General features: G+C 51.3%; 16 protein-coding genes. 14 read left to right on the top strand and 2 right to left on the bottom strand.

Features of this window, described 5'->3' with window-relative positions; genetic code table 11:
• The first annotated feature begins 131 nt into the window (after positions 1-131).
• The 12 genes from B157_RS0101725 to B157_RS0101670 all read left to right on the top strand — a co-directional run bounded on the left by B157_RS0101725 (position 132) and on the right by B157_RS0101670 (position 17,851).
• Entirely contained in the window at positions 132-3,329 is a 3,198-nt protein-coding gene (locus B157_RS0101725; RefSeq protein ID WP_020601653.1) for a SusC/RagA family TonB-linked outer membrane protein, read from the top strand.
• A gap of 51 nt (positions 3,330-3,380) precedes the next feature.
• On the top strand, positions 3,381-4,892 hold the full coding sequence (locus B157_RS0101720) for a RagB/SusD family nutrient uptake outer membrane protein (RefSeq protein WP_020601652.1): 1,512 nt from the start codon (positions 3,381-3,383) through the stop codon (positions 4,890-4,892).
• A gap of 322 nt (positions 4,893-5,214) precedes the next feature.
• Entirely contained in the window at positions 5,215-7,896 is a 2,682-nt protein-coding gene (locus B157_RS0101715; protein WP_020601651.1) for a c-type cytochrome, read from the top strand.
• 33 nt (positions 7,897-7,929) lie between these two features.
• The gene (locus tag B157_RS0101710; RefSeq protein ID WP_020601650.1) at positions 7,930-8,724 is read left to right on the top strand and encodes a 3-keto-disaccharide hydrolase; all 795 of its coding nucleotides are present in this window, start codon (positions 7,930-7,932) and stop codon (positions 8,722-8,724) included.
• Between the two features lie 106 nt (positions 8,725-8,830).
• Positions 8,831-9,886 (top strand): aldose 1-epimerase family protein, encoded by a 1,056-nt coding sequence (locus B157_RS0101705; RefSeq protein ID WP_020601649.1) that lies wholly within the window; start codon positions 8,831-8,833, stop codon positions 9,884-9,886.
• 19 nt (positions 9,887-9,905) lie between these two features.
• Positions 9,906-11,129 (top strand): class I mannose-6-phosphate isomerase, encoded by a 1,224-nt coding sequence (locus B157_RS0101700; RefSeq protein WP_020601648.1) that lies wholly within the window; start codon positions 9,906-9,908, stop codon positions 11,127-11,129.
• An 89-nt stretch (positions 11,130-11,218) separates the two neighbouring features.
• On the top strand, positions 11,219-12,241 hold the full coding sequence (locus B157_RS0101695) for a sugar phosphate isomerase/epimerase family protein (protein ID WP_020601647.1): 1,023 nt from the start codon (positions 11,219-11,221) through the stop codon (positions 12,239-12,241).
• Between the two features lie 172 nt (positions 12,242-12,413).
• Positions 12,414-13,586 (top strand): Gfo/Idh/MocA family protein, encoded by a 1,173-nt coding sequence (locus tag B157_RS0101690; RefSeq protein WP_020601646.1) that lies wholly within the window; start codon positions 12,414-12,416, stop codon positions 13,584-13,586.
• 90 nt (positions 13,587-13,676) lie between these two features.
• Positions 13,677-15,173, top strand: coding sequence for a sugar ABC transporter ATP-binding protein (locus B157_RS0101685; protein ID WP_020601645.1), 1,497 nt, complete (start codon positions 13,677-13,679; stop codon positions 15,171-15,173).
• A gap of 165 nt (positions 15,174-15,338) precedes the next feature.
• Positions 15,339-16,325: an ABC transporter permease gene (locus tag B157_RS0101680; RefSeq protein WP_020601644.1), complete on the top strand. Its 987-nt coding sequence runs from the start codon at positions 15,339-15,341 to the stop codon at positions 16,323-16,325.
• A 21-nt stretch (positions 16,326-16,346) separates the two neighbouring features.
• Positions 16,347-17,300, top strand: a complete 954-nt coding sequence (locus B157_RS0101675) for a sugar ABC transporter substrate-binding protein (protein ID WP_020601643.1) — start codon at positions 16,347-16,349, stop codon at positions 17,298-17,300.
• Positions 17,301-17,332: 32 nt separating this feature from the next.
• Positions 17,333-17,851 (top strand): DinB family protein, encoded by a 519-nt coding sequence (locus tag B157_RS0101670; protein WP_020601642.1) that lies wholly within the window; start codon positions 17,333-17,335, stop codon positions 17,849-17,851.
• A gap of 251 nt (positions 17,852-18,102) precedes the next feature.
• On the opposite strand, the gene B157_RS0101665 is transcribed toward B157_RS0101670, so the two are convergent.
• On the bottom strand, positions 18,103-20,385 hold the full coding sequence (locus tag B157_RS0101665; protein WP_020601641.1) for an OmpA family protein: 2,283 nt from the start codon (positions 20,383-20,385) through the stop codon (positions 18,103-18,105).
• A 142-nt stretch (positions 20,386-20,527) separates the two neighbouring features.
• Positions 20,528-21,886: a tRNA lysidine(34) synthetase TilS gene (gene tilS / locus B157_RS0101660; RefSeq protein WP_020601640.1), complete on the bottom strand. Its 1,359-nt coding sequence runs from the start codon at positions 21,884-21,886 to the stop codon at positions 20,528-20,530.
• A 105-nt stretch (positions 21,887-21,991) separates the two neighbouring features.
• On the opposite strand from tilS, the gene B157_RS0101655 reads away from it, so the two are divergent.
• Positions 21,992-23,758, top strand: coding sequence for an OstA-like protein (locus B157_RS0101655; RefSeq protein ID WP_020601639.1), 1,767 nt, complete (start codon positions 21,992-21,994; stop codon positions 23,756-23,758).
• A gap of 95 nt (positions 23,759-23,853) precedes the next feature.
• On the top strand, positions 23,854-24,522 hold the full coding sequence (locus B157_RS0101650; protein WP_020601638.1) for a T9SS type A sorting domain-containing protein: 669 nt from the start codon (positions 23,854-23,856) through the stop codon (positions 24,520-24,522).
• Positions 24,523-24,530 lie beyond the last annotated feature (8 nt).

Raw genomic sequence — 24,530 nt, 5'->3', positions numbered from 1 at the left:
TTAAGTAAATTATAGTAAAAATTACAAAATTGGGTAAGTATGGGAAAGTACTAACCAGTCTTCTGGTAATATTTGACGATTAAATTGATGTTTAAGAGCCGCAATTGCTAAAAATCTAAATCCTAAAATCCATGAATAGACTCTATCACCTAGCTGCACTAGGTTTACTGGCGGGAAGTATCCCAAGTTTCGCTCAGGAAACCAGGCCTATTTTACAGAAGTATACGCCTGCTGCCAGCAGTCAGTTACTGGCGCTCAACATGGTCCGGCCAGCCTTGCATCCTGCCAGCGATGCACCCGTGGATGTAGCCATATCGGGAAAAGTAACCGATGAGAAAGGAGATGCATTACCGGGCGTCAGTGTGGTAGTAAAAGGCACCACGCAGGGAACCACCACCGACGGCACAGGAAGCTTTAGAATAAACGCTCCTAATGCCAATGCAACACTGGTATTCAGTTTTGTTGGCTATGCAAAAAAAGAGGTCCCCATCGGGGGTCAATCAACACTGACCGTTACCCTGGCTCCCGACGACCAGACGCTGAATGAAGTGGTAGTCGTTGGGTACGGTAGTCAGTTGAAGAAAGAGATAACGGGAGCCGTACAAACGGTAAGCGCGCAGGAAATTAAGGATCTGCCCGTTTCGCAGATCGGCCAGAAACTCCAGGGAAAACTGGCGGGGGTTCAGATTAACCAGACAACGGGGAAGCCCGGCCAGGGGATAAATATCCGTATCCGGGGTCAGGTTTCGGTATCGGCGGGTAGCGACCCATTGTACGTGATTGACGGCTTCCCGATTACGGGAAATATTGGACAGCTCAACCCCGATGAAATTGACGACATCTCGATTCTGAAAGATGCCGCTTCTACCTCTTTATACGGTTCGCGGGCGGCCAATGGGGTGGTGCTGATCACAACCAAAAAAGGGAAACCGGGCCAGACCAACGTGAGTTTCAACACCTACGCGGGTATACAGAAGGTGCCCGTCAGGGGCCGGGTAAAGATGCTGAATGCCGTTGAGTTTGCCCAGTTCAAAAAAGAATACTACGAAGATCAGGGGCAGGCTGTTCCGGACATATTCCAGAACCCGGCTCAGTACGAAGGGAAGGACAATGACTGGTATGGTGCGCTACTGCGGGAAGCCCCCATACAAAGCTATAACCTGAACATTTCCTCCAATACCGCCAAATCCAATACCTCACTGGTGGCTGGTTATTTCAATCAGCAGGGGGTTGTGCTGAATAACGTTTACAAGCGGTATTCGCTGCGGATGAACACTAATTTCAACGTGTCGGATAAGGTAGCCGTTGGGTTTAACCTGGCCCCATCCTACGTGTTCGATAATACTCCCCGCACGGATGGCGACCGGGGTACGGGTATCCTGTTCAACGCGCTGCATACCTGGCCCGTCTACCCAATTTACGATGCCAATGGGGAACTGACCAAAGTGAATCAGCTTCCGGGCAACACAGGCAATATTTTTGCCTACCCGAACTGGGTACGGGCCGCGAATGAACTAACCAACGAAACCAAAAACACAAACCTACTGTCGAACGCCTACATTCAGTATAAGCCCATCAACGGGCTGACACTCCGGTCTACGATCAATGTGGAGTACCTGAACTCGAAGTTTTTCTTCTTCAACCCCTCCACGGCCACGAACTTCATTAACGTGCCCATCCCAACCACAGCGGTTTCGATCCGGCAAAGCACGGAGAACGTTTCATGGCTGAATGAAAACCTGGCTACGTATAACCGGAGTTTTGATGGCCATAATTTTGAGTTGCTCGCTGGTTTTACCAACCAGCGTTTCCGCCAGGATATTGCCCGGATCCAGGCCAATACCTATGCGAATGACCAGCTTCCAACTATTCAGGGCGCGCTCAATATTGATCGGAACGGGGCCAATACGAGCAACACTGTCAATGAATGGGCATTGACCTCCTATCTTTCCCGATTAACCTATAATTATAAAGGCAAGTATCTGTTCACAGCTGCTATACGGAGTGACGGTTCCTCTCGTTTCGGAGCCAACAACCAATATGGCGTTTTCCCATCGGCTTCTGTAGGCTGGGTTTTATCGGATGAAGAATTCCTCAAGCCTATTCAGCAGATTTCATTTGCCAAAATCCGGTCCAGCTATGGTGTAATCGGCAATAATAACATTGGTAACTACAGCCAGTACGCGCTGGTCAATAACACAACCAATGCCGTTTTTGGTAGTAACGTAGCTTCTGGAGCCAATGTAACGTCTCTATCTAACGCCAATTTAGGCTGGGAAACGACCAAGCAGTTCGACGTTGGCCTGGATTTGGGTCTGTTCAATGACCGCATTCAGTTCATTTATGACTATTATACGAAGCGGACCACCAACCTGCTGTATAATGTACAGATTCCGCAGGAAGCCGGGTTCGGTTTCTTCACGGATAACATCGGCGAGATTAAGTTCTGGGGACATGAGTTTTCATTGACCAGCCGAAACACCACGGGCCGACTGAAGTGGACGACCAACGCCAATATTTCCTTTAACCGCAACATTGTCACCTCGCTGGCACCGGGCATCGACCGGGTATATGGAAACCAACACATCACGCAGGTAGGGCAGCCTTTTGGTCAGTTCTATGGTATGGTAAAGCAGGGCTATTATCAGAATGCCGACGAACTCAAGAACTCGCCCATCATTCCGGGCCGGTCGGCAGTGGGAACGATCAAGTTCCAGGACGTTAATGGCGATGGGGTCATAACCTACGGGGGTGATAAGGACGACCGGGCTATTATTGGCAGTCCGTTCCCGAAATTCACCTACGGCCTGACCAATACCCTTCAGTACGGCAAATTCGATATGTCCGTTACCGGTTCTGGCTCGTTCGGTAATCAGTTGTGGATACGGCATTTGTATAGCACAGCCAATCTGGATGGCGTATTTAATCTGGTAGCGGGCGTAAAAGACCGCTTTCGGGTGAATAAAGACGGTGCCGTCATTACCCCAGGGGCTGGCCAGTTCGGGGTCTCCAACGGAGGTGGTAACTTCACGGGTGTTGAGCGGGACTGGAACAGTTCGCAGTTTCTGGGCAACGCATCTTACTTCACGATCAAGAACATAACGTTGGGTTATAACATTGGGGCTTTTGACAAATACTTCAAGTCTGCCCGGCTGTATGCTTCTATTCAACAGGTGTACGTATTCACGAAGTACCGCGGTGGCCCTAACCCCGAAACCAGTGCCCAGGGCGATGGTAATGGCGACGGTGGTAACCTGAGCCAGGGCGTCGACCTGTCCAACTACCCCGTTCCCCGTACCTATACGTTAGGCATTAATCTAAATTTCTAAGCCAAACAGGCTTATCAACCTTATTTTTAACATTCTTATTCCTTTACAAGAATGAACAAAAGACTCATAGCGACCTGGATTTTAGGGATTGCCCTAACCGGTTGCAGCAAAGATTTTCTGACAATTGTTCCCGAAACAGCCCTGAGTTCGGCCACCTTCTTCAAGACCCAGGCCGATTTTCAGCAGGCAGTTAACGCGACGTACGTACCCCTGAGGCCCATCTTTAATGAACGATGGTGGATTCTGGGCGAACTGCACTCCGACAATTCGTACTACGCCCGCAATGTATTGTTCGGTGCGGTTGACCCTACGGAGAATATCGCCGATTTCGCCGTACCAACGGCCAGTGGCGTCACCGCCAACGATAACGTACTGCAACAGTACCGGTATGATTACCAAATCATTGCAAGGGCGAATCAGATACTGGCACTTATCGATGGGGTAACATTCGACAGTGATGCAGTAAAAAGTAATGTAAAAGGTCAGGCCCTGTTTCTGCGTGCGCTTGCCTATTATCAGCTCGTACGGGTATTTGGTAAAGTTCCCCTGCACCTGGTACCCGTTACGGGTCGGGATGATGCCGCCTTACCCCTATCTACAACGGAAGAAATCTACGCCCAGATTGAAAAGGACGCCACGGCTGCCAGCACGCTGCTGCCAAACAAGGCAAAGCAGGAAGCGGGCCGGGCTACGTCGGGTGCCGCCAAAACCCTGTTGGCAGACCTGTATCTGGTGCAAAAAAAGTGGGACAAAGTCGAAACGCTGATGCGGGATGTTATTACCAACGATGGGTACACGCTGATGCCTGACTACGACAACGCTTTTTCGTTTTCGTCCAGCAACAAGAACAATCCGGAGTCGGTTTTTGAAGTACAGTATCTGGAAGGCTCGGCGGGGTATAACGGCAACCTTATTTACCGGATAACCCCCACCCCCATTACATCGGCCGAGCTGGGAGTTATCACCGGCACATCGAACCCGCAGGGGCTTTCGGGCGAGAATAACATGATTCCAACCCCGGATATTATTGCGGCCTACGAACCCGGCGACAAGCGGAAGGATATCACGATCGGCTACGTAACCCTGAGCCAGAGTCTGCGGGATAACAAGGTGTATCCTTACGTTAAAAAGTTTGCCCGCCCCCACGCGTTACATCAGAATACGGGTACCAACTGGCACGTTTACCGCTACGCCGAAGTATTGCTGTTTATGGCCGAAGCCCTAAACGAACAGGGTAAAACCGCAGAAGCGGCTACCTTTCTGAATCAGGTACGAACGCGGGCAGGTCTGGCAGCCACCAAAGCGGCATCGCAGGCCGATATGCGGACGGCAGTTTATCAGGAACGCCGGGTTGAGCTGGCCTTCGAAGCCAAACGCTGGTTTGATTTGGTCAGAACAAGCCGGGTGAAGGATGTAATCACAGCATATGGTGCCCGCGTGAAAGCCAATCCACTGAATTATTATTTCCCCGCAGGAGCCGTTCCTCCACCTAATGCCTTTACCGTACTGGATGACTATTACGGCCTGCCAGCCGTTGAAGCTGCCCTAACGCCTTATTTTTAATTCAAATTCCGGGTGTGTGCCAGGTAGTATTACCCGGCACACACCTTAACTTTTGCTAAAACATTCAGGATAAACCAGTTATTCAATCAGTGATTACCTCGTCGTTTATCCAGCCACCAGTCATAACCGTTATAAGAAAAAATATAGCTGTGTTTACAGGGTCTGGCAGACCCTATGGACTTACTGAATATTCACCGCAACAAAGTAGTAAAAAAGCCACACATCTGACTCTTACTATGGGAGTACAATCCCAAACAGGATGCTGGCTGAAAGATATTAACATACAGCCGAAGCATCTATTAAATTTCACATACAAACGACCATGATTTCTCAACTCAACAAGGCAAAAATAGGGCTGGCGTTCTCGGTGCTCATTTTGGCCGGTGCATCCTGGATTAGTCTGCAATATCCGGAAACGGCCAGGCAGGGAGCCGAGAACCCCAAGGCTCAAAACCTGAAACTCCAGCCGGGCTTCAAGGCAGAGCACCTGTATAGCATCTCCGAAAATCACGATGGGTCATGGGTATCCATGACCTTCGATGATAAAGGCCGGATGATCGCTTCCGACCAATACGGCGGCCTGTATCGGTTAACCGTTCCGGCCATCGGTTCGGGATCAACGACGCCAACCGTCGAAAAGCTGGCGATCAACAAGGATACCAGTGTTACTATGGGCTACGCACACGGGTTGCTTTATGCCTTCAATAGCCTGTATGTAATGGTGAATAACCGCCCCAGCAAGCAGTTTCCCAAGCCCAGTGGCTTGTACCGCCTGCAGGATACGGATGGCGACGATCAGTACGATAAGGTAACCATGCTTCGGGAACTGCAGGGCGAAGGGGAGCACGGACCGCACAGTATCATCCTGTCGCCAGACAAAAAATCCCTGTATGTTACCGCCGGTAACCACACGGATGTAACCGCGATGGATGCCTACCGGCTCCCGTCAAACTGGCAGGAAGATAATCTGTTCCCATTAATTAAGGATCCACGCGGTCATGCCAACAACCGGATGGCACCCGGCGGCTGGGTCGCTCAGGTTGATCCGGAAGGAAAACGGTGGGAATTGATGGGTGCAGGCTTCCGCAACGAGTTTGATATTGCCTTCAACGAAGCGGGTGATTTGTTTACCTACGATTCCGACATGGAGTGGGACTTTGGTCTCCCCTGGTACCGGCCTACGCGCATTTGCCATATCCCCAGCGGAGCCGAATTCGGCTGGCGTACCGGCGACAGCAAGTGGCTGCCCGCCAACCCGGATAACCTGCCGCCCGTACTGAATATCGGACAAGGCTCACCGACCAACGTAGTCTACGGTCAGAATGCAAAATTCCCCCAGAAATACCGGCAGTCGCTGTTTGCGTTCGACTGGAGTTTCGGAATCATCTACTCCATCCATCTTAAACCCAAAGGGGCTACGTACGAAGGCGAGCGGGAAGAATTTATTTCAGGCTCTCCCCTACCCGTTACAGACGGCGTTATTGGTCCCGATGGGGCCCTGTATTTCATGACGGGTGGCCGTCGGCTGGAGTCGGATTTATACCGGGTTTATTACGCGGGCACTGAATCAACTACCGATCAGGCACCCGCCGTTACGGCAGAGAATACCCTTCGGAAAAGTCTGGAAAAATACCACGAAGGTCCCAATGCCGGTGCGATTGCCGCTGCGTGGCCTAACCTGAATCACCCCGACCGCTTTGTGCGGTACGCGGCCCGGATTGCGGTTGAACATCAGCCCCTGGACCAGTGGCAGGATAAAGCTCTGACGGAAACCAATCCGCAACGGGCTACCCAGGCTATTGTAGCCCTGGCCCGGCAGGGGAAGGCGAGTGCCGACCTGAAAAGCAAAGCCATCGGTACGTTATTGAAAATCAATTACGCTCAGTTACCCGAATCGCAGCAGTTCGATCTGTTACGCGCCTTTGAACTGATTTTTCTGCGCATGGGTGCTCCTGATGCGGCTGACAAAGCAAAGGTAGTGGCGTATCTGAATCCGTATTATCCGGCAAAAACAGCGCTGTTGAATCGCGGTCTCAGCAAAGTACTGATCTACCTGGAAGCGCCGAATGTAGTGAACAAAACGCTGGCCCTGATGGATATAAAAGACGAGCCAGGCAGCAAAAACCTGGGCCTTGAAACCGCCACAGCCTCCTCCGACCTGATTCTGCGTAATCCACAATACGGCATGGACATTGCCAAAATGCTGGCCAAGGTTCCACCCCTTCAGCAAACGTACTATGCAGTGATGCTGAGTCGCGAAGATTCGGGATGGACACCAGAACTACGGAACAAGTACTTTAGCTGGTTTGGCAATGCGTTCAAATACGAGGGTGGTCGAAGCTATGTAGGGTTTATTGACCGGGCCAGAAAACTGGCACTTGCACACGTTCCGAAAGAACAGTTCGAGAAGTATAACAAAATGTCGGGAGCCGATCTGCTAACCAGTTCAGGTAACGACATTGCCATGAGTGGTTATGCTCCAAAAGGCCCCGGCCGTCGCTGGACGCTGGACAATGCCGTTGCAGCCGTTGACAGCAACCACGCACAACTGGATTTCGAAACGGGTAAGAAAATCTATTCGGCTATTTTGTGTAGCCACTGCCATGCCATGCAGGGTTCGGGTGGTGACATCGGCCCCGACCTGACGCAGTTGGGCACCCGTTTCTCGAACAAGGATATTCTGGAAGCCATGATCGACCCCAGCAAGGTGGTTTCTGATCAATACGCATCAACGATATTCTACCTTAAAAATGGGCAGTCAGTCGTGGGTCGCCTGGTGAATGAGGATAAAACGAACTATATGATTTCCCAGAATCCATTCGCGGCCGATCAGCTTCGGAAGATCCCTAAGAAAGACGTTACCTCGAAGCGGTATTCGCCGGAGTCGATCATGCTGCCGGGCCTGATCAACAGCCTGAACCCGGATGAACTCAGAACGCTGGTAGCTTACCTCAAATCGGGCGGGAATGAAAATAACGGAGTCTACAAAGCTGGTGGAAAATAAGAATCACCACGCATTAAAAAAATCGGCATTAATATGATCAAAAAAATAACCGGCAACCCTCTGCTGACAGCGCTAACGATGATAGCGCTGTTCAGTGGCGGGCTGGCAACGTCCTGTACCGCCCAGAAACGGGCTGCTCAGACGAAAGAGAAAGGCTTCGTTTCCATCTTCGATGGCAAGACCCTTAAAAACTGGGAGGGTGATCCTACCTACTGGCGGGTAGAAGATGGCACACTAACGGGCGAGATAACACCCAGCACATTGCTAAAAACCAACTCGTTCATCATCTGGCGGGGCGGTGAACCCGCTGATTTTGAGTTTAAAGGTGAGTTTAAAATCACCAGAGATGGCAATTCGGGTATCAACTACCGCAGTGATCAGTTAACCGACGTGCCGTTTGCGCTACGCGGGTACCAGGCCGACATCGACGGAAAAATCAATTACACGGGCCAGAACTACGAAGAACGCAAGCGGACGACTCTGGCGTATCGGGGTCAGAAAACAACTATCCCACCTTACACTGGTGAGAATACGCCCGAAGCCGTTCGGGGTCACGTAAAAAAGAATGCCTGGGACGGACTAACCGTGACCGGTTCTCTTGGTAGTTCCGATTCGCTCAAGACGCTCATCAAAAGCGAAGACTGGAACACATTTCATTTAGTTATCAAGGGCAATCATCTCCAGCATTACATCAATGATATACTGATGAGCGATGTAACGGATAATGATATGGTAAATGGTAAATCGAAAGGGCTGATGGGCGTACAGGTTCACGTTGGTCCCCCCATGAAAGTGCAGTATCGGAATTTGATGTTGAAGCAAATGTAGTTTATGGTTTGTCGTTTGATATTTGTCGTTGGCTGATGCAAAAAAAGTAAAGCGTCAGTAAACGACAAACACCAAACGACAAACATCAAACCAGACACCACCACCCTTGTCTCCACAACCCTGGCAAAATAAAGTAACAAATGCAGCACAGATTGGCGGTATAGAAACCGCCGTGCTGGATAATGGCACTGGACGCGGTACCCGCGTTGCCTGGATAAATACTGGAACGGGATTGCGCTATAAAGTAGTCCTTGACCGGGCTATGGACATTTTCGATGCCTTTTTCAACCAGCACAGTCTGACCTGGCTAAGCCACACCGGCATCACAACGCCCGAACCTTTCTCTGACCGGGGAGCCGACTGGCTCCGTACGTTTGGCGGTGGCTTACTCACTACCTGCGGTCTCTCGCACGTGGGTGGCCCGGAACAGGATGCTCATGGCGAACGGGGGCTGCATGGACAAATCAGCAACAGTCCGGCCGAGATTGAATCCATTATCCAGCCCGACCTCCTGACGGGTAAACTGGACATGAGCATTACCGGCCGGATGAAGGAAACGAAAATCTTCGGTCCCAGTCTGGAGCTCAAACGAACCCTGTCCGGCGTACTGGGGCAACCCATTATCCGCATTCACGATGAGGTGACGAACCGGGGCAATACCATTGTGCCGCATATGCTGCTGTATCATTTTAATTTCGGCTGGCCCCTGGTGGATAAAGGAACGCGTTTTGTGTGGCGGGGCAACTGGCAGGCACGCGAAGGCGGCATCAACGATCAGATTTTCCGGGATGGGTATGACTTCAAAACCTGTCCGGCCCCCTTAGACAGTCATAGTGGTTCGGGCGAAGCCGTCGCGTTTATTGATGTCGCCCACGATGGCATGGGGGAATGCACGGTCGGGCTGTACAACGCCAAACTCGGCCTGGCCGTTTCGATGCGCTTTCAGAAGGAGCAATTGCCCTGGCTCACCAACTGGCAGCACTGGGGAAAAGGCGAGTACGTAACCGGTCTCGAACCCGGCACTCACCCCCCTATTGGACAGGCCAGGGCCCGGGAACAGAACACGTTGTTGTTTCTGGAGCCGGGCCAAACCCGGACGTACGACCTGGAACTGGAAGTATTGACGGATGAAACAGTAATTGACAGAATATTGAAAGTATAGTGGCTTAACAGATTAATTCATGGAAACAACCTCAGCAGTAAGTGTAGCCGAAAAGGCATTGGAAAAAGGAAAAGGTATTTTGCGACTTACCCCAACCTGGGTACCCCGGTCATTCTGTGTACCGGGCCGACGCATTAAGCTCCATCCCGATGATTATTACGTACTGGGTGGCGAACGCGGTGGCATCGACGAACGCTGGTTCTCCTCCACCACACCCGCCAAAAACGGCCCCTTAACCGGCGAAAACGAAGGATTGAGCCATGTTGTTTTTGACGATGAGGGCAACGAAGTTCAGTTTTTACTCAAAGATGCCATCGATGAACTAAAGGGAGAACTGATTGGTGACCGGCTCTGGAATGAATATGGTGCCTGGCCCATGTACTCCAAGTTTTTCGATAACATGGGACCACTGCCCCACCACCTGCACCACAACGACGAGCAGGCCGCGCTGATTGGGCAGTTGGGCAAACCGGAAGCGTATTATTTCCCTCCTCAGGTCAATAACCACGGGGGCGATTTCCCTTACACATTTATTGGAATTGCACCCGGCACCACCAAAGAGCAAATCAAGGAGTGCTTACAGAACTTTACGAAGGGCGATAACAAAATTACCAATTACTCGTCGGCTTTCCGGCTCGAACCCGGTACGGGCTGGGATGTTCCTCCCGGCCTGCTCCATGCACCGGGTAGTCTGTGTACCTACGAACCGCAGAAAGCCTCCGACGTTTTCGCCATGTATCAGTCGCTGGTAAACGAGGCCATCATTCCGGAAGAGTTGCTCTGGAATGGTACGCCTAAAGACCGTATGGGCGATTACGACCAGCTTATGGAAGCCATCGACTGGGAACTTAATACCGACCCGCAAATGATGGCGAATCGATACATGGTGCCGCAGCCCGTTCGGGATGAGGACGAGATGAAAGCCGCCGGATACCGTGAAGTATGGGTCTGTTACAAGTCCGACGCGTTCAGTGCCAAGGAATTAACGGTGATGCCCGGCCAGACCGTTACGATCAGAGACAGTGCCGCCTACGGACTTATTATGATGCAGGGGCACGGCAAAATGGGCGTGTGGAACATCGAAACACCCGCCCTGATCCGCTACGGACAGTTAACGAACGACGAGTTTTTTGTGAGCGAGAAAGCGGCTATGGAAGGGGTTACCATCGTGAACCACTCCACCACAGACCCAATCGTGATGCTCAAGCATTTCGGCCCGGCAAATCCAGAACTTAGTTTATAGTTTACGGTTTGACGTTTGCGGTCGGCTGAGGTCTCAGTAACGAACACGTCATAAACCGTAAACGTCAAACTAAACCTCAAACCATACATATGAATAACTACCCAAAACTCCACAACGCCATGTGGCCGGGTGTGGTGGGCAAAGGCCCCGATTCCGAGCCGGTTGTTGGCTTCGATAAAATGCTGGAAATGACCGCTGCGGCTGAAGTCGATGGCGTAAAATTCGATGGAGTCGATCTGGCGCTATTCGAGCATATCGATGTCAATATATCGGATGATGAGATTAAAAAGCTGGCCGACAAGGTGGGCGGCCACAGCCTGAACATTGGCTCGCTGGTAGCCCCCATCTGGGGTGGCCCGGTCCTGGGCTCTGACGACGACCGGAAAACGTTTATCGAGATGGTTCGGAAATCGTGCCACATTGGCCAGAAGCTAACCGAGCTTGGCATTCGTCCCAGTGGCGTGGTGCGCATCGACTCGGCCAGTTCTCCACACCAGTGGGATGCCGACCCGGCTGGCAATACTAAGCTTATTGCCCAGACCTTCCGCGAGGCCTGCGACGTAGCCGCTGAGTACGGCGAGAAACTGGCGGCCGAGGGCGAAATATGCTGGGGTGGTATGCACAGTTGGAAAACCATGCTGGAAACGATGGAAGCTGTTGACCGGCCTAACATGGGTTTTCAGGCCGACATGGCGCATACCCTGCTGTACACCCTAGGCTACAACCGCGAGCAGGACCGTATTTTACCACCCGACTTCGACTGGAGCGACCGCAAAACGCTGGAAGAAGCCCTCGTCACTATCACGAATGCCCTGCGCCCCTGGACCATCGACTTCCACGTGGCTCAAAACGACGGAACGGTATTCGGCTCCGGCTCGCACGATAAAACGGGTCGGCACTGTCAGGCACTGGACCCCAACGGCAAACTCGATGTGGTGCACGATGCGGGCTACTGGCTGCGCGACTCAACCGGGAATCTCACCAAAGCCTTCAGACACATTTGCTGGGACGGCTGTATGTTTCCGAATGATGTTATGACCAATCAACAGACCTGGAACGACATCCTGGCGACCATGATTAAGGTGCGGGAAGCCCACGGCTGGCAGGAATAATAAAGAGGTCGTTACCTTGTGGTCATTGATTGTCATCCGGTAGTCATTGATTGTTCCCGCTGGAAAATCCTCTTCAGGTCAGCAATAACAACCAATGACTACTGAATGACAACTAACTGACTATCAATATCGACCAACTGGCCCCCTATCGACCATACATAACAAGAAATTTATGACACCCAAAAAAGAATTACGCATTGGCCTGATCGGTACCGGATTTATGGGCCGGACTCATTCCAATGGCTATAATCGGGTACCAAACTTTTTTCCTGATCTGGCCTACACGCCCGTCTTAAAAACCGTTTGTTCCCGCAATGCCGAAAAGGTGCAGGCTTTTGCCGATCAGTGGGGCTATGAATCCATTGAAACGGACTGGAAGGCCGTTATTGCGCGGGACGATATCGACGCCATCGATATTTGTACACCTAACGATACCCACGCCGAAATTGCCATTGCCGCGGCTAAAGCGGGTAAAATGATTTTGTGCGAGAAACCCATTGCCCGCAATATGGAAGAAGGGCAACGCATGGTCGATGCGGCCGAAAAAGCAGGTGTAAACACAACGGTCTGGTACAACTATCGGCGCATTCCAGCGGTTACACTGGCCAAACAGATTGTCGATTCGGGTAAGCTGGGCAAAATTTTTCATTACCGGGCCAACTTCCTTCAGGACTGGACTATCAATGCCGATGTGCCTCAGGGCGGCACTGGCACCTGGCGCATGGACGTTGAAGCCGCCGGTTCGGGCGTTACCGGCGATTTGCTGGCGCATTGCATCGATACGGCCATGTGGATCAACGGAGCCATCACGGATGTGTCGGCCGTAACGGAAACGTTCGTAAAAGAACGGATGCACGCACTAACCGGTAAAATACAGCCTGTCGGTATCGACGATGCCTGTATTTTTCACTGTCACTTCAAAAACGGGTCACTTGGTTTATTTGAATCGACGCGCTACGCCCGTGGTCACAAAGCGCTGTACACGTTTGAAATCAACGGTGAGAATGCCTCTATCCGCTGGGACTTGCACGACCTGAACAGACTTGAATACTTCGACTATGCCGATGAAGGTATCGTTCGGGGCTGGCGATCTATCCACGTAACGGACGGCGACCAACCGTATATGGACAAGTGGTGGGTGCCGGGCCTGGGTATTGGCTACGAACACAGCTTTATCCATCAGGTGGCCGATTTCCTGAAAAGCCTCGAAACCGGCGAACCCTGCTCGCCTACTTTCCAGGATGCGCTGGAAACGCAGAAAGTCTGCGAAGCCGTTATAGACTCGGCCAACTCCCGGAGCTGGCGGGATACGGGGGTTGAGTCCTTTGCCGGTTTCAATCCTTAATCTACTCTTTCGTTTACCAGTTCAACTGCCAGCCCTGCCCCTGCGGGACTGGCAGTTGCTAATTTAGCCCATCGACGTTTCCTTTGCTCCATGATTCCACAGGCCTACATTCTGGAAGTAACTGACCTTACGAAAACATTTTCGGGCATCAAAGCCCTGGATGCTGTTCAGCTACACGTGCGGAAGGGTGAAATGCATGCCCTCATGGGTGAAAACGGCGCCGGAAAGTCAACCTTCATGAAGTTGTTGATCGGTTTGCTCACACCCGATTCTGGCGAAATTCTGTTTGAAGGCGCCAGCATGAAAGCGACCAGTGTTCATGATGTGCTGCAAAAAGGCATCGCCATGATTCATCAGGAAATGCTGAACGTACCGGAACTGACCGTAGCGCAGAACATCTTTTTGGGTCGGGAAACAGCCGGTGGTCTCTTCCGCTGGCTCGACGACAGCAACCGAAACAAACAGGCGGCTGAGCTATTGGCACACATGGGCGTTTCAATCCCGCCCGATACCAAAATGAAGCACCTGAGCGTAGCCCAAATGCAGATGGTCGAGATTGCAAAAGCGATTTCCAACGACGTGAAAGTGCTGATTATGGATGAGCCTACCTCCGCCCTGGCCGACGCAGAAGTAACAATCCTTTTTGGCATCATCCGGGAACTAACCCAGAAAGGCGTAGCCATCATTTATATCTCGCACAAAATGGACGAGATATTCACCATCGCCGACACCATCACGGTGTTACGCGATGGCCAGTACATCGGCACTCATCCAGCCACCGACCTGAACGAGAACAGCCTGATAAAGCTGATGGTTGGTCGTGAGTTGGATCGGCTATTCCCTGAATCGACCACACCGCCGGGAGCGGAGGTCCTATCCGTACGGCAGCTTGGTCGAAAGGGGGCGTTTTCGGACATCAACTTCGCCGTTCATGCCGGAGAAGTACTGGGGCTGGCCGGTTTGATGGGTGCTGGCCGAACGGAGGTTACCCGCGCCATTTACGGCCTGGACCCACTACACACGGGCGACATTCACCTGAAAGGACAGCCGGTAACGATAAATTCTCCGCAGGATGCCATCCGGCTTGGCATTGGCTACGTGAGTGAAGACCGGAAGCAACTGGGCCTGATTCCGGCCCTGTCGGTCAAGTATAATATTACCCTGGGCAGCTTATCGAATCATGCCGATGGCGGGTTTATTCGAAGTCAGCGCGAGTCCACGGCGGCCGTCGACGTTATGGCTGATTTACAGATAAAAGCGACTGGTCCCGACCAGCCAGTTGTTTACCTGAGTGGGGGCAATCAACAGAAAGTCGTTATCGGGAAAGTACTTCAGGCAAATCCGGTAGTAGTACTACTGGATGAGCCAACGCGGGGCATCGATATTGGCGCCAAGTCGGAGATTTATAAACTTATTCATGAATTGAAAGCATCGGGAATTGCTATCATCCTGATTTCATCCGAACTCCCCGAATTACTCGGTCTCAGCGACCGGGTGCTGGTGCTGGCCAAAGGCAAACAAACGGCACTCCTTTCAAAAGAGGACGCTACCCAGGAAACGATCATGCGCTACGCCATGCAGCCCTGATAGTTTGACCTTTGACAAAGCTGATAGCTCTGATAATCAATCAACTGTAGTATCAGCTTTGTCAAAGGTAATCGGCCCAACTATTGTCTGACGAATAGTTATCGATAAATGACGACTTACTACCAATAAATGACCACAAATGACTACGCGATTTTATAAACCCAGATGAAAAACGGCCTGCCCCCTTCTCCTTCTAAGACTACCCTTTCCTATAAAACCCGCTTCGGGCGGCTGGGTCAATACGGCCTGCTGATTGCCTTCCTGGGCATTTGCCTGACACTCTCGCTGATAACACCCCGTTTTTTTACGGTGCAAAACCTGATGATTATTGTCACGCAGGTGTCTATCAACGCATTACTGGCTTTCGGCGTTACCTTTATCATCATCACGGGCGGCATCGACTTGTCCATCGGGTCTATGGTAGCCGTAACGGGGGTAGCGGCCGCGTCCTTTGCTCATCCCGACACCTACCCAGTGGTGGTTCCAGTCGTGATTGGTCTGCTGGCCGGGCTTCTCTTCGGGGCGTTCAACGGCTTTGTCATCACCCGCAGCCACGTTCCACCCTTTATCGTCACGCTGGGCACCATGACCATCGGGCGGGGGCTGGCCCTGATTCTGAGTAAGGGTCGCCCCATATCCAACCTGTCCGATTCGTTCAACTTCATTGGGGGCGGTAAAATCCTGGGTGTACCGACGCTTATCGTTATCTTAATTGTAGCGTTTATCGGCTGTTCAGTCCTGCTGAAAAAGACGGTTATTGGTCGGTATATGTACGCCGTTGGCGGGAACGAACAGGCCGCCAGAGCGTCGGGTATTCCCATCGGCAAGGTCAAACTTGTCGTGTATACCCTGGGCGGGTTACTGGCAGCCTTAGCCGGAATTTTGCTCACCTCCCGTATTACCACCGGGCAACCCAATGCCGGTCAGGGCTTTGAACTGGATGCCATTGCCGCAGCCATCATTGGCGGCACCAGCACGTCGGGCGGCACGGGCACCATGACGGGAACACTGCTTGGCGCGTTGCTCATCGGCGTTATCAGCAACGGGCTGGACCTGCTTAATGTAACCTCCTATTATCAGGAGGTAGTGATGGGTGCCATCATCATTGGGGCTGTCGTGCTGGACAGTATGAATCAAACCAACAAAAATTAACTAATCCTGTTTGTCAAACACATGAAGCCTATTCGTACACTACTTTCCAGTTCTGCTCTGTTAATCGCTCTTCTGCTAACGGGTTGCAATCAGTCAACATCCGATGAAAAAGGCGGGGCAGGCAGTAAAAAACTCGTGATAGGAGCCACCATGCTTAGTATGCAGAATGAATTTATCGTGAATGTACACGATGAGATAGAAAAAAAGGCGACCGCCGATGGTGTTGAGTTAATTACCGTCGATGCCGAACACTCCCCGCTGAAACAGGTGGAGCAGGTAGAAAGCTTCATTGCCCAAAAGGTAGACGCTATCATCATGAACCCCTGCGAAGTAGAGGCCAGTTCGCCCGCTGTTGCGAAAGCCCTGGCCGCCAATATTCCCATCATCAACGTCAACTCCGAAACCAGTGCCAAACCCTCCGCTTTTGTCGGCTCCGATGATGTGGAATCAGGACGGATGGCCATGAAGTTCATTGCCGACAAGCTGAATGGCAAAGGCAACGTGGTGATGATCCACGGGTACATGGGGCAGGCCGCCCAGATAAAACGCGAACAGGGTGCCCGCGAGGTATTGAAGCAGTACCCCGGCCTGAAACTGCTGGCGCACCAGACCGGTGAATGGGATCGGGCGAAGGCCATGTCCCTGACAGAAAACTGGATTCAGTCTTACGGTTCGCAGATCAATGCCGTTTTTGCCCACAACGATGAAATGGGACTGGGAGCAGCCAAAGCACTAACGGATGCGGGTATGAAGGATAAGGTCATCGTTGTCAGTATCGACGGCATTCCAGATGCCTTGCAGGGGGTAAAGAAAGGCGCGCTGGATGCTACCATTTTCCAGAATGCCGAGCAACAGGGGTCAAAAGCCATCGAAACAGCCATCAAAGCGGCCAAAGGAGAAGCCTACGAAAAACAAACCCTCATCCCGTTCCAGTTAGTCACGAAGGCCAATCTATCTTCGTTTCTCAAGCCGTAAAACCACATCTCCAACCCTGTACCTGTCAACGTATGAATAGCCCCAGTACCGAAACCCGCGAAGTCTGGCTGCGCGGCCCACTACCCGGTTTTCCGCCCCTGTTGCAACCCATAGCTCATGCGCTGATGCAGGCACGCGAGGAAGTGGTGACGTTGATGCGCGATTTTCCGGAGAACAAACTCTGGGAACGCCCCGCCAACGTGGCATCCGTCGGATTTCATTTGCAGCACCTGACGGGTGTGCTGGACCGACTGTTTACGTACGCACGGCATGAACCATTATCACCAGACCAGTTGACCGCTTTAGCAGCCGAAGGAAAGCCAGACCAAACGGATAACACCGCTCAGGAATTGGTTCGGCGGTTTGAGGAACAAGTTGACAGCGCCATCAGCCAACTCCGTAGTACGGATGAACAAACACTAACCCACGTTCGTGGGGTAGGTCGGGCCAATATCCCCTCTACGGTTATTGGCCTGCTGACGCATTCGGCCGAACATACGATGCGCCACGTTGGGCAGTTATCCGTTACGGTGCGGGTTATAACGTTTTAAATAGAACCCGGTTTAAACTTATTTCCCCATAGTTCCAGAGTACCTGGGCTTGACCGCAGAGAGCACTAAGTGGCTGACTTAATTTCTTCGAAACCTTTGCGGATTTGGCTTAGCGTTCTTTGCGGTTAAATGGAAACAGCAACCAGTTTTAGATTTACGCCTATCAGGCATACAAGAAGAGCGTTGTACCGATTGGAACAACGCTCTCCCTTTTTTAGCCAGCGAAACCAGTTGCTGGTAGAATCAGTTTTTTACTTCACCGCTAAAATCTTGAATTCTGTCCGGCGGTTTTGCTGATGCTCGTGTTCCGAGCAATTTACCCCATCGACACAACCATTAATAATTTCGGATTCGCCATACCCGTTGGCCGACAACCGACTGGCCGGGATACCGCGCGATACGAGATAGTCCATAGCAGCCCTGGCCCGGTTTTCCGACAATCGGATATTGTAGGCATCGCTGGAGCGGGCATCGGTATGCGAGCGAAGCTCAATTTTCATTTGCGGATACTCCTTCAGCAAATCCACAACATGATTGAGTTCGCGGGCGGCATCGGCCCGGATGAAGAACTTGTTCAGGTCATAATAGATATTCTTAAGTTGGAAAATATCCCCTTCCCCATACAGTCCCAACGAGTCAGGAACGATGTTTGACTTACGCTTCGTTTTGCTAAACTGCGTTTTCTTGGTCGCGTAACGGTCTTTTTGAGCGGTAATCGTGTACGGAGCGTTGGGCTTCACATCAAATTCATACCCCCCATCCGGCCCGGTCGTTACGGTCTGTTCCGATTTATCTTTCTCATTCCGCAGGGTCACCTTCACGCCGGTGGCCGGTTTCTGGTTAACTTCCGTTTTCACAATCCCTTTCACCAGCGTATTCTCCGACTTTTCGAGGTAGATGGACACGTTCATAACCGGCTTGGGTGATTGCGTGAGGGTAGAGAAGCGAATACTGTTCATCGCGTACCCTTCTTTGATGGCTTTAAATTCATACTCCGTATTGGAATCGAGGCAGAGGTCCATCTTCCCCTGCACATCCGTCAGGCGTATCTCCTGGTTCACACCATTCCGCAGAATCCGGACATCGGCGTTCTCAAGCGGGGTGTTGGTTTTCGCATCGAACACCAGCACATTGAGTTGCTTGCACACGCGCCGGAACGAGTAGATATCATCATCACTGATACCCTTTTTCCGGTTACTGCTCACGTACCCGGTCGTACGATTTTTATCGGTAATGAACCCGAAATCGTCTTTTTCTGAGTTGATCGGTGCCCCAACGTTCTGAACGCCCCGGTAGGCAATGCCATCTTTCAGTTCGGCCACAAATACATCCAGCCCCCCCAAGCCTTCATGCCCGTCGGAGGAGAAGTAAAGACTTTCATCATCAGACGCAAAGGGAAACATCTCGTTTCCTTCCGTATTGATCTCTTTACCCATATTCACGGGCGTTCCCCACTGGCCATTGTTGTACTCCACTACGTAGATGTCCGTACCGCCATAGCCGCCAGGCATATCCGAAACAAAATACATTTTAGTATTATCGGCCGAGAAAGCCGGGTGACCCACCGAGTACTCATTGCTGTTGAAAGGCACTTCCTGAATATCAACCCATTTCCCGCCCTTATTCACGGAAGAATACAATTTCAGTTTCCGTACGCCGTCAGAGCTTTTGCCGGATTTACCCTTGCTGGAGTTGTTGCGGGTGAAGACGATAAAACTCTGATCTTTCGTAAAGGTCATCGGACCTTCGTGGTACTTGGTGTTCAGCGTGCGGCTAAAAATCTCCGCCTTCGTTAAGGGGGGAGTCTCCGCTTCCCCCTCAGCCACATCCGTTTTCGCGTCGCCCCCACCGCCCAGCACAGAGGATTTTACGACACGTACCGGTTCAGGGTTGGGAACCCGTAACTGGTTGGTATCGGGGTGGAAGTATAAGTCAAGGAAAGGCGTCTGGTTCCAGCTGAATACGCGTTTTACCGGTCCGGATTCGTCGCGGGCCGACACAAACACAAGCCCCCCCTTATAGTACATCGGACTGAAATCTGCCTGCCGGGAGTTAATCGGCAGGTCGTACAACTTGTAGGATGACGAATCCTGGTAGAATCGGTTCATGTCCATGTACGAAACGGTAAAACGGCGACCGCGCAGGTCCTGGCCTTGTTTTTCGCCGTACTGACTATACATTTTCTGCGATTCCCGATACTTTTTATTAGCCGCCAGTGCCTGTGCATAATACAGGTAGATTTCGCTATCCAGATCGGTATATGCTTTTACTAACTCACCATAAACCCGCTCGGCATTACGAAAGTCATTTAACCGACGGTAGCTGTACCCAAGTTTAATCATAGCCTCGCGGGTTTCGGCGGGGTCTTTCTTTTTATCGACCCGCAAAAAATCCTCATAAGCGCGTACCGCACCTACGTAGCTAAGATTATCAAATTGTTTGTTAGCCGCTCGTAGCCGCGCACTTTGTGCCTGAACATTCAGACTCCAGAAGGCAAGTCCCAGGAGAAATAGGACACGTACAATTCGGTTCATGGTGTTACTAATGTTGGTAAAACTTGGGTCTGCCCGAAACCCTACAAATAGAATGCCAACTTTATAAAAGCCAGCAAACGGCCTACTACAACGCTATAGAATTAACGGTCGACTACGGTAAAAATTCAATTTACTGTTTTTTTCAGGAAACTGGTTCAGATTGCCAGGCATCACAACGAAAGTGGGCAATTCGTTTCGTTTCGGACGTAATCCGAAAGCGGTGATCAATCCTGAGGCCAATGACCCAGGCTATCTCATGGCCGCACACCATTACGGCGGTCTGCTCCCGTTCCATTCGGCTCAGTTTCAGATCATTCAGTACATCACTGACCAGCTTATGCCCGCCCATGCCCAATGGCCGCATCCGGTCGCCTTGCTGCCAGGGGCGAATAGTTAACGGCAATTGCAGTTTATCAGCATCCAGATACGCCACGGCCCGGTTTGCCGATAGTTCAAACCGAGTGGGCCTGGGCATCACGTCAACAGTGAGCGTAAACCGCCCGGGTACAAGTATAGGGGTTTGGGACCAGTCGGGCAGGGAAATTTCGTAATCGGCTGGCACAGGTAATAGTTCGAGAACCAAACCAGCCCGCTCGTGCATAACCCGGTGAGTAGCCGAGGCAAATAGCTGACCAGCCGGTTTGGTCAGGCATTCAACCATCTTCCCGGCCTGATCGGTTGTGAAACCGAACGGCTTTAGCCATTCGGCCAGGCGAAACGCCGGTTCTGGTAAACCGTTCAGTGTAGCTGCGGGCAGCAGCGTTTGGCTGCCCTGTTGCACAGTAGTTTCGCGCCAGGACCGGGTTAGTTCGGTTTGCATGAGCACTTCAGCAGCGCGCAGTCGCTCAAGGGTATGCGGCAGGGTTTGCCAAAGGCCAGGATTAAGCTCCGTCAGTACGGGTACTACGTGGTGACGAATTCGATTACGGGCATACTTATCATCGGCGTTGGAACTATCCTCCCGATACGCCAATGCCTGTTCGTCGGCAAACGCGGCCAGTTGAGCACGGGTGGCAAACAGGAGTGGGCGCGCCACCCCATCCTGATAACGGGCAATACCGTGCAAACCAGCCAGCCCGGTGCCGCGCGTCAGGTTAAATAGCATTGTTTCCAGCACATCGTTCAGGTGATGCGCGGTAGCTACGCCGGTATACTCCTGTTCCCGAATCAGTTGGGCAAACCAGTTGTACCGAAGTTCGCGGGCAACCATCTGAATGGATACTTTTCGTGCAGCAGCCAGTGCAGCCGTATCGAAGTGGGTTAGGTGAAATGGAACCCCGTAATCGTCGGCCTTGTTTTTAACAAAGAGAGCATCCGCATCAGAGTCGGTACCACGCAGGCCAAAATTGACGTGGGCAATGGCAAACGGCTGTTTGATCCGGTGAACCAGTTCGGCCATCACTATGGAATCCAGCCCACCGCTCACTGCTAGTAGCACCCGCTTCGTAGTATCAAACAGGTGATTATCGTTAATAAATGCTAAAAAATCCTGTTCCAACATCCGGTATCGGCCCAAAGCCGTAGTTTTGTTGTTATGAATCGTATGCCTGTACGCTCTTTATTTATCGTTATCTGTCTTTTCCTGTTGGTTACATCCAATGAGGTAATGGCCCAGTTTGGTGCGTCTCCGGCAGCCGGCAGCACCGATGATAAAGTGGAACTGTTTGGTGCCGATAGCCTGGTTGTGCTCAATGTACCGGGCGAGTCTGTCCGTAAACTGTACAACAACGTTCGTCTGCGCCATAAAGGAGTCCTGATGTATTGTAATCTGGCCATCCAGAACGTAACGACCAACGTGATCGAAGCGTACGGCAACGTTCGGCTTGTGCAGGGCGATACCATCAACATCCGGGGCGACACCATGTTTTATTACGGTAACTCCCGCCAGGCTAATATGCGGGGTCATGTAATCATGCGCGACCGCAAAATGACCCTGACCACCCGGCAGCTCGATTACGACATGTTATCGGGCATTGCCCACTACCCTACCCCGGGCCGTATTGTCGATAAAGACAATGTACTGACCAGTCGGGAAGGGTACTATGACACGCGTTCCAAATTATTCACCTTCCGTCAGAACGTTGTATTAGTGAACCCCAAAGGTACACTTACGGCCGATTCGCTGCTGTATAATTCGCTCACCCGGATTGCCACCTTCCAGGGGCCAACGCGTATTAAAAATAAAGATGGAGTACTTACGGCCGTTGCCGGTCAGTATAATACCACAACGGGCATTTCCAATTTCGAACGCCGGGCTACGGTCGAAACGCCCAAATACCGGCTCACGGGCGATACACTTTACTACGATAACCCATCCGAACTGGGTATTGCACGGGGTAATGTTATTATGGTTGCCAAAGACAGAAAGGTAGTTATTACCGGCGACCATGTGCGTTATAATGGCAAGGTCGGAATCTCGCGGGTAACAGGCCACGCCGTTGCCAAAAGCATTGCGAACGAAGCCACCAAAGACACCCTTTATTTACGGGCCGACACGTTATTTTCCTTCGATAACAAGGTCACCAATACGCGTAAATTGGTAGGTCAAAAAAACGTATTTGTCTACAAATCTGACTTGCAGAGCAAGTGCGATTCACTCATTTATGACGCGGCAGATTCGACCATTTATTTTTATAAAAAACCCATCGTCTGGAGTCAGAATAAATACCAGATGGAAGCCGATTCGATGCGAATTTTGCTCAAAAACAACAAAATTCATACAATGTTTCTGAAGACAAAATCATTCGTTATTTCGCTCGATACACTCAAAAATTTCAATCAGATAAAAGGGCGTACCGTAACGGCGTATTTCACCACAAAAATCGTCAATCCCGATACGCTTTTGCCGAATACACAAAGCGAAAGAGATGGTCAACAGGCCATGATGACAGCCACTACCCGGCAAAATGTTCCGTCGGCTGCAACGAATAGCACCAAGAAAGACGTATCGAAAAGAAAAAGCCAGATGGTGCCCCCGGATACCGTACGGCTTCAGGAAAAAACAACGCTCGAACGGGTACTCGTCGATGGTAATGGACAAAGCATTTATTACGCCCTGAGTGAGAAAAATAAATTGATTGGATTAAACCACGTCGAATGTAGCCGAATGAATATTGAATTCAACGACAATAAAGTTGGCAGGATTCGATTTTACGGGCACCCGGATTCTCAGCTTATTCCACCAAAGGAATTCACCGGCGAGACACAGGAACTCGACGGATTTCGGTGGCGCGAGTCAGAAAAACCAACGAAAGGGCAGGTCTTATGGCAGGAAACTCCTCCGGCTGAGGAGCCAAAAGCAAAAAAAACAGTAAAAAACAAGGGTCCGATTAAACCTTTGGCTCAAAAATTGGTTCAAAAAGTTAATAAATGACCTTTTTAACAATTTTTTAAGCAATGCCCCGTTGACATTGTCTTTTTTGATGGATAGGTTTGTATTGACGAGTCGTATACCTGTAATTGACATTCATGAAAAAAATTATACTTGTTGGTGTAGTATCGGGCTTGCTGATGGCAACGATTCCCCTCCAGGCGCAGGTCGCCCAGCGGGATTCGGATGGCCGGAAAGGTAGCCGACTGGAACTGGGCCGAACTGCTTCTTCACCGAAAACGAGCGCGACTCATTTGCCAGTCAGCCGGTTTTCTATCGTGGCCAATCCGGCTTTGTCATCGGGACTGGACCGGTCCATAACTGTCAATAAGAACGCGGCCATCAACGAACATTACCGGTCGTTGATGATACCACGTTCCAGTACCAAGGCAGCCGCCCGGACAGGGGCTGGTGACAACGCTCCCGTTGCCTCAGCAGAATCCCGCCCAGCACCCGCTTCGGAAGGAAAGGCCGACAGCAAACTGTTCAGTAATGACAAGTTATGGGTTTCCAATGCGTACCCCAATCCAGCCGACGATGTGGCTGAACTGGACTATCAGATCACTGGTTCCGTGTCCGAAGCGAAGCTGGTGTTGCTGAATGTGCTGGGCACTCCCGTTTCAGGGTATGAACAGATAGAACTGGATCGGAATAACAACAAGGTTCGGATTGTTACCCGACCACTGGATACGGGTTACTATCTGTATCAGTTGACCATTGACGGTAAAAAAGTAGCCACAAAGCGGCTGCTCGTTCGCCATCAGTAACTTCTGGC

Source organism: Spirosoma spitsbergense DSM 19989, assembly GCF_000374085.1.
Taxonomy (GTDB): Bacteria; Bacteroidota; Bacteroidia; order Cytophagales; family Spirosomataceae; genus Spirosoma; species Spirosoma spitsbergense.
The sequence above is the reverse complement of the archived record's forward strand: the minus strand, read 5'-3'. Positions and strand labels throughout refer to the sequence as shown.

Bases quoted from the DNA above. Each gene is read 5' to 3' on its own strand.
- B157_RS0101725 (WP_020601653.1), top strand. From the start codon at position 132: ATGAATAGACTCTATCACCTAGCTGCACTAGGTTTACTGGCGGGAAGT.
- B157_RS0101720 (WP_020601652.1), top strand. From the start codon at position 3,381: ATGAACAAAAGACTCATAGCGACCTGGATTTTAGGGATTGCCCTAACC.
- B157_RS0101715 (WP_020601651.1), top strand. From the start codon at position 5,215: ATGATTTCTCAACTCAACAAGGCAAAAATAGGGCTGGCGTTCTCGGTG.
- B157_RS0101710 (WP_020601650.1), top strand. From the start codon at position 7,930: ATGATCAAAAAAATAACCGGCAACCCTCTGCTGACAGCGCTAACGATG.
- B157_RS0101700 (WP_020601648.1), top strand. From the start codon at position 9,906: ATGGAAACAACCTCAGCAGTAAGTGTAGCCGAAAAGGCATTGGAAAAA.
- B157_RS0101695 (WP_020601647.1), top strand. From the start codon at position 11,219: ATGAATAACTACCCAAAACTCCACAACGCCATGTGGCCGGGTGTGGTG.
- B157_RS0101690 (WP_020601646.1), top strand. From the start codon at position 12,414: ATGACACCCAAAAAAGAATTACGCATTGGCCTGATCGGTACCGGATTT.
- B157_RS0101685 (WP_020601645.1), top strand. From the start codon at position 13,677: ATGATTCCACAGGCCTACATTCTGGAAGTAACTGACCTTACGAAAACA.
- B157_RS0101680 (WP_020601644.1), top strand. From the start codon at position 15,339: ATGAAAAACGGCCTGCCCCCTTCTCCTTCTAAGACTACCCTTTCCTAT.
- B157_RS0101675 (WP_020601643.1), top strand. From the start codon at position 16,347: ATGAAGCCTATTCGTACACTACTTTCCAGTTCTGCTCTGTTAATCGCT.
- B157_RS0101670 (WP_020601642.1), top strand. From the start codon at position 17,333: ATGAATAGCCCCAGTACCGAAACCCGCGAAGTCTGGCTGCGCGGCCCA.
- B157_RS0101665 (WP_020601641.1), bottom strand. From the start codon at position 20,385: ATGAACCGAATTGTACGTGTCCTATTTCTCCTGGGACTTGCCTTCTGG.
- tilS (WP_020601640.1), bottom strand. From the start codon at position 21,886: ATGTTGGAACAGGATTTTTTAGCATTTATTAACGATAATCACCTGTTT.
- B157_RS0101655 (WP_020601639.1), top strand. From the start codon at position 21,992: ATGGCCCAGTTTGGTGCGTCTCCGGCAGCCGGCAGCACCGATGATAAA.
- B157_RS0101650 (WP_020601638.1), top strand. From the start codon at position 23,854: ATGAAAAAAATTATACTTGTTGGTGTAGTATCGGGCTTGCTGATGGCA.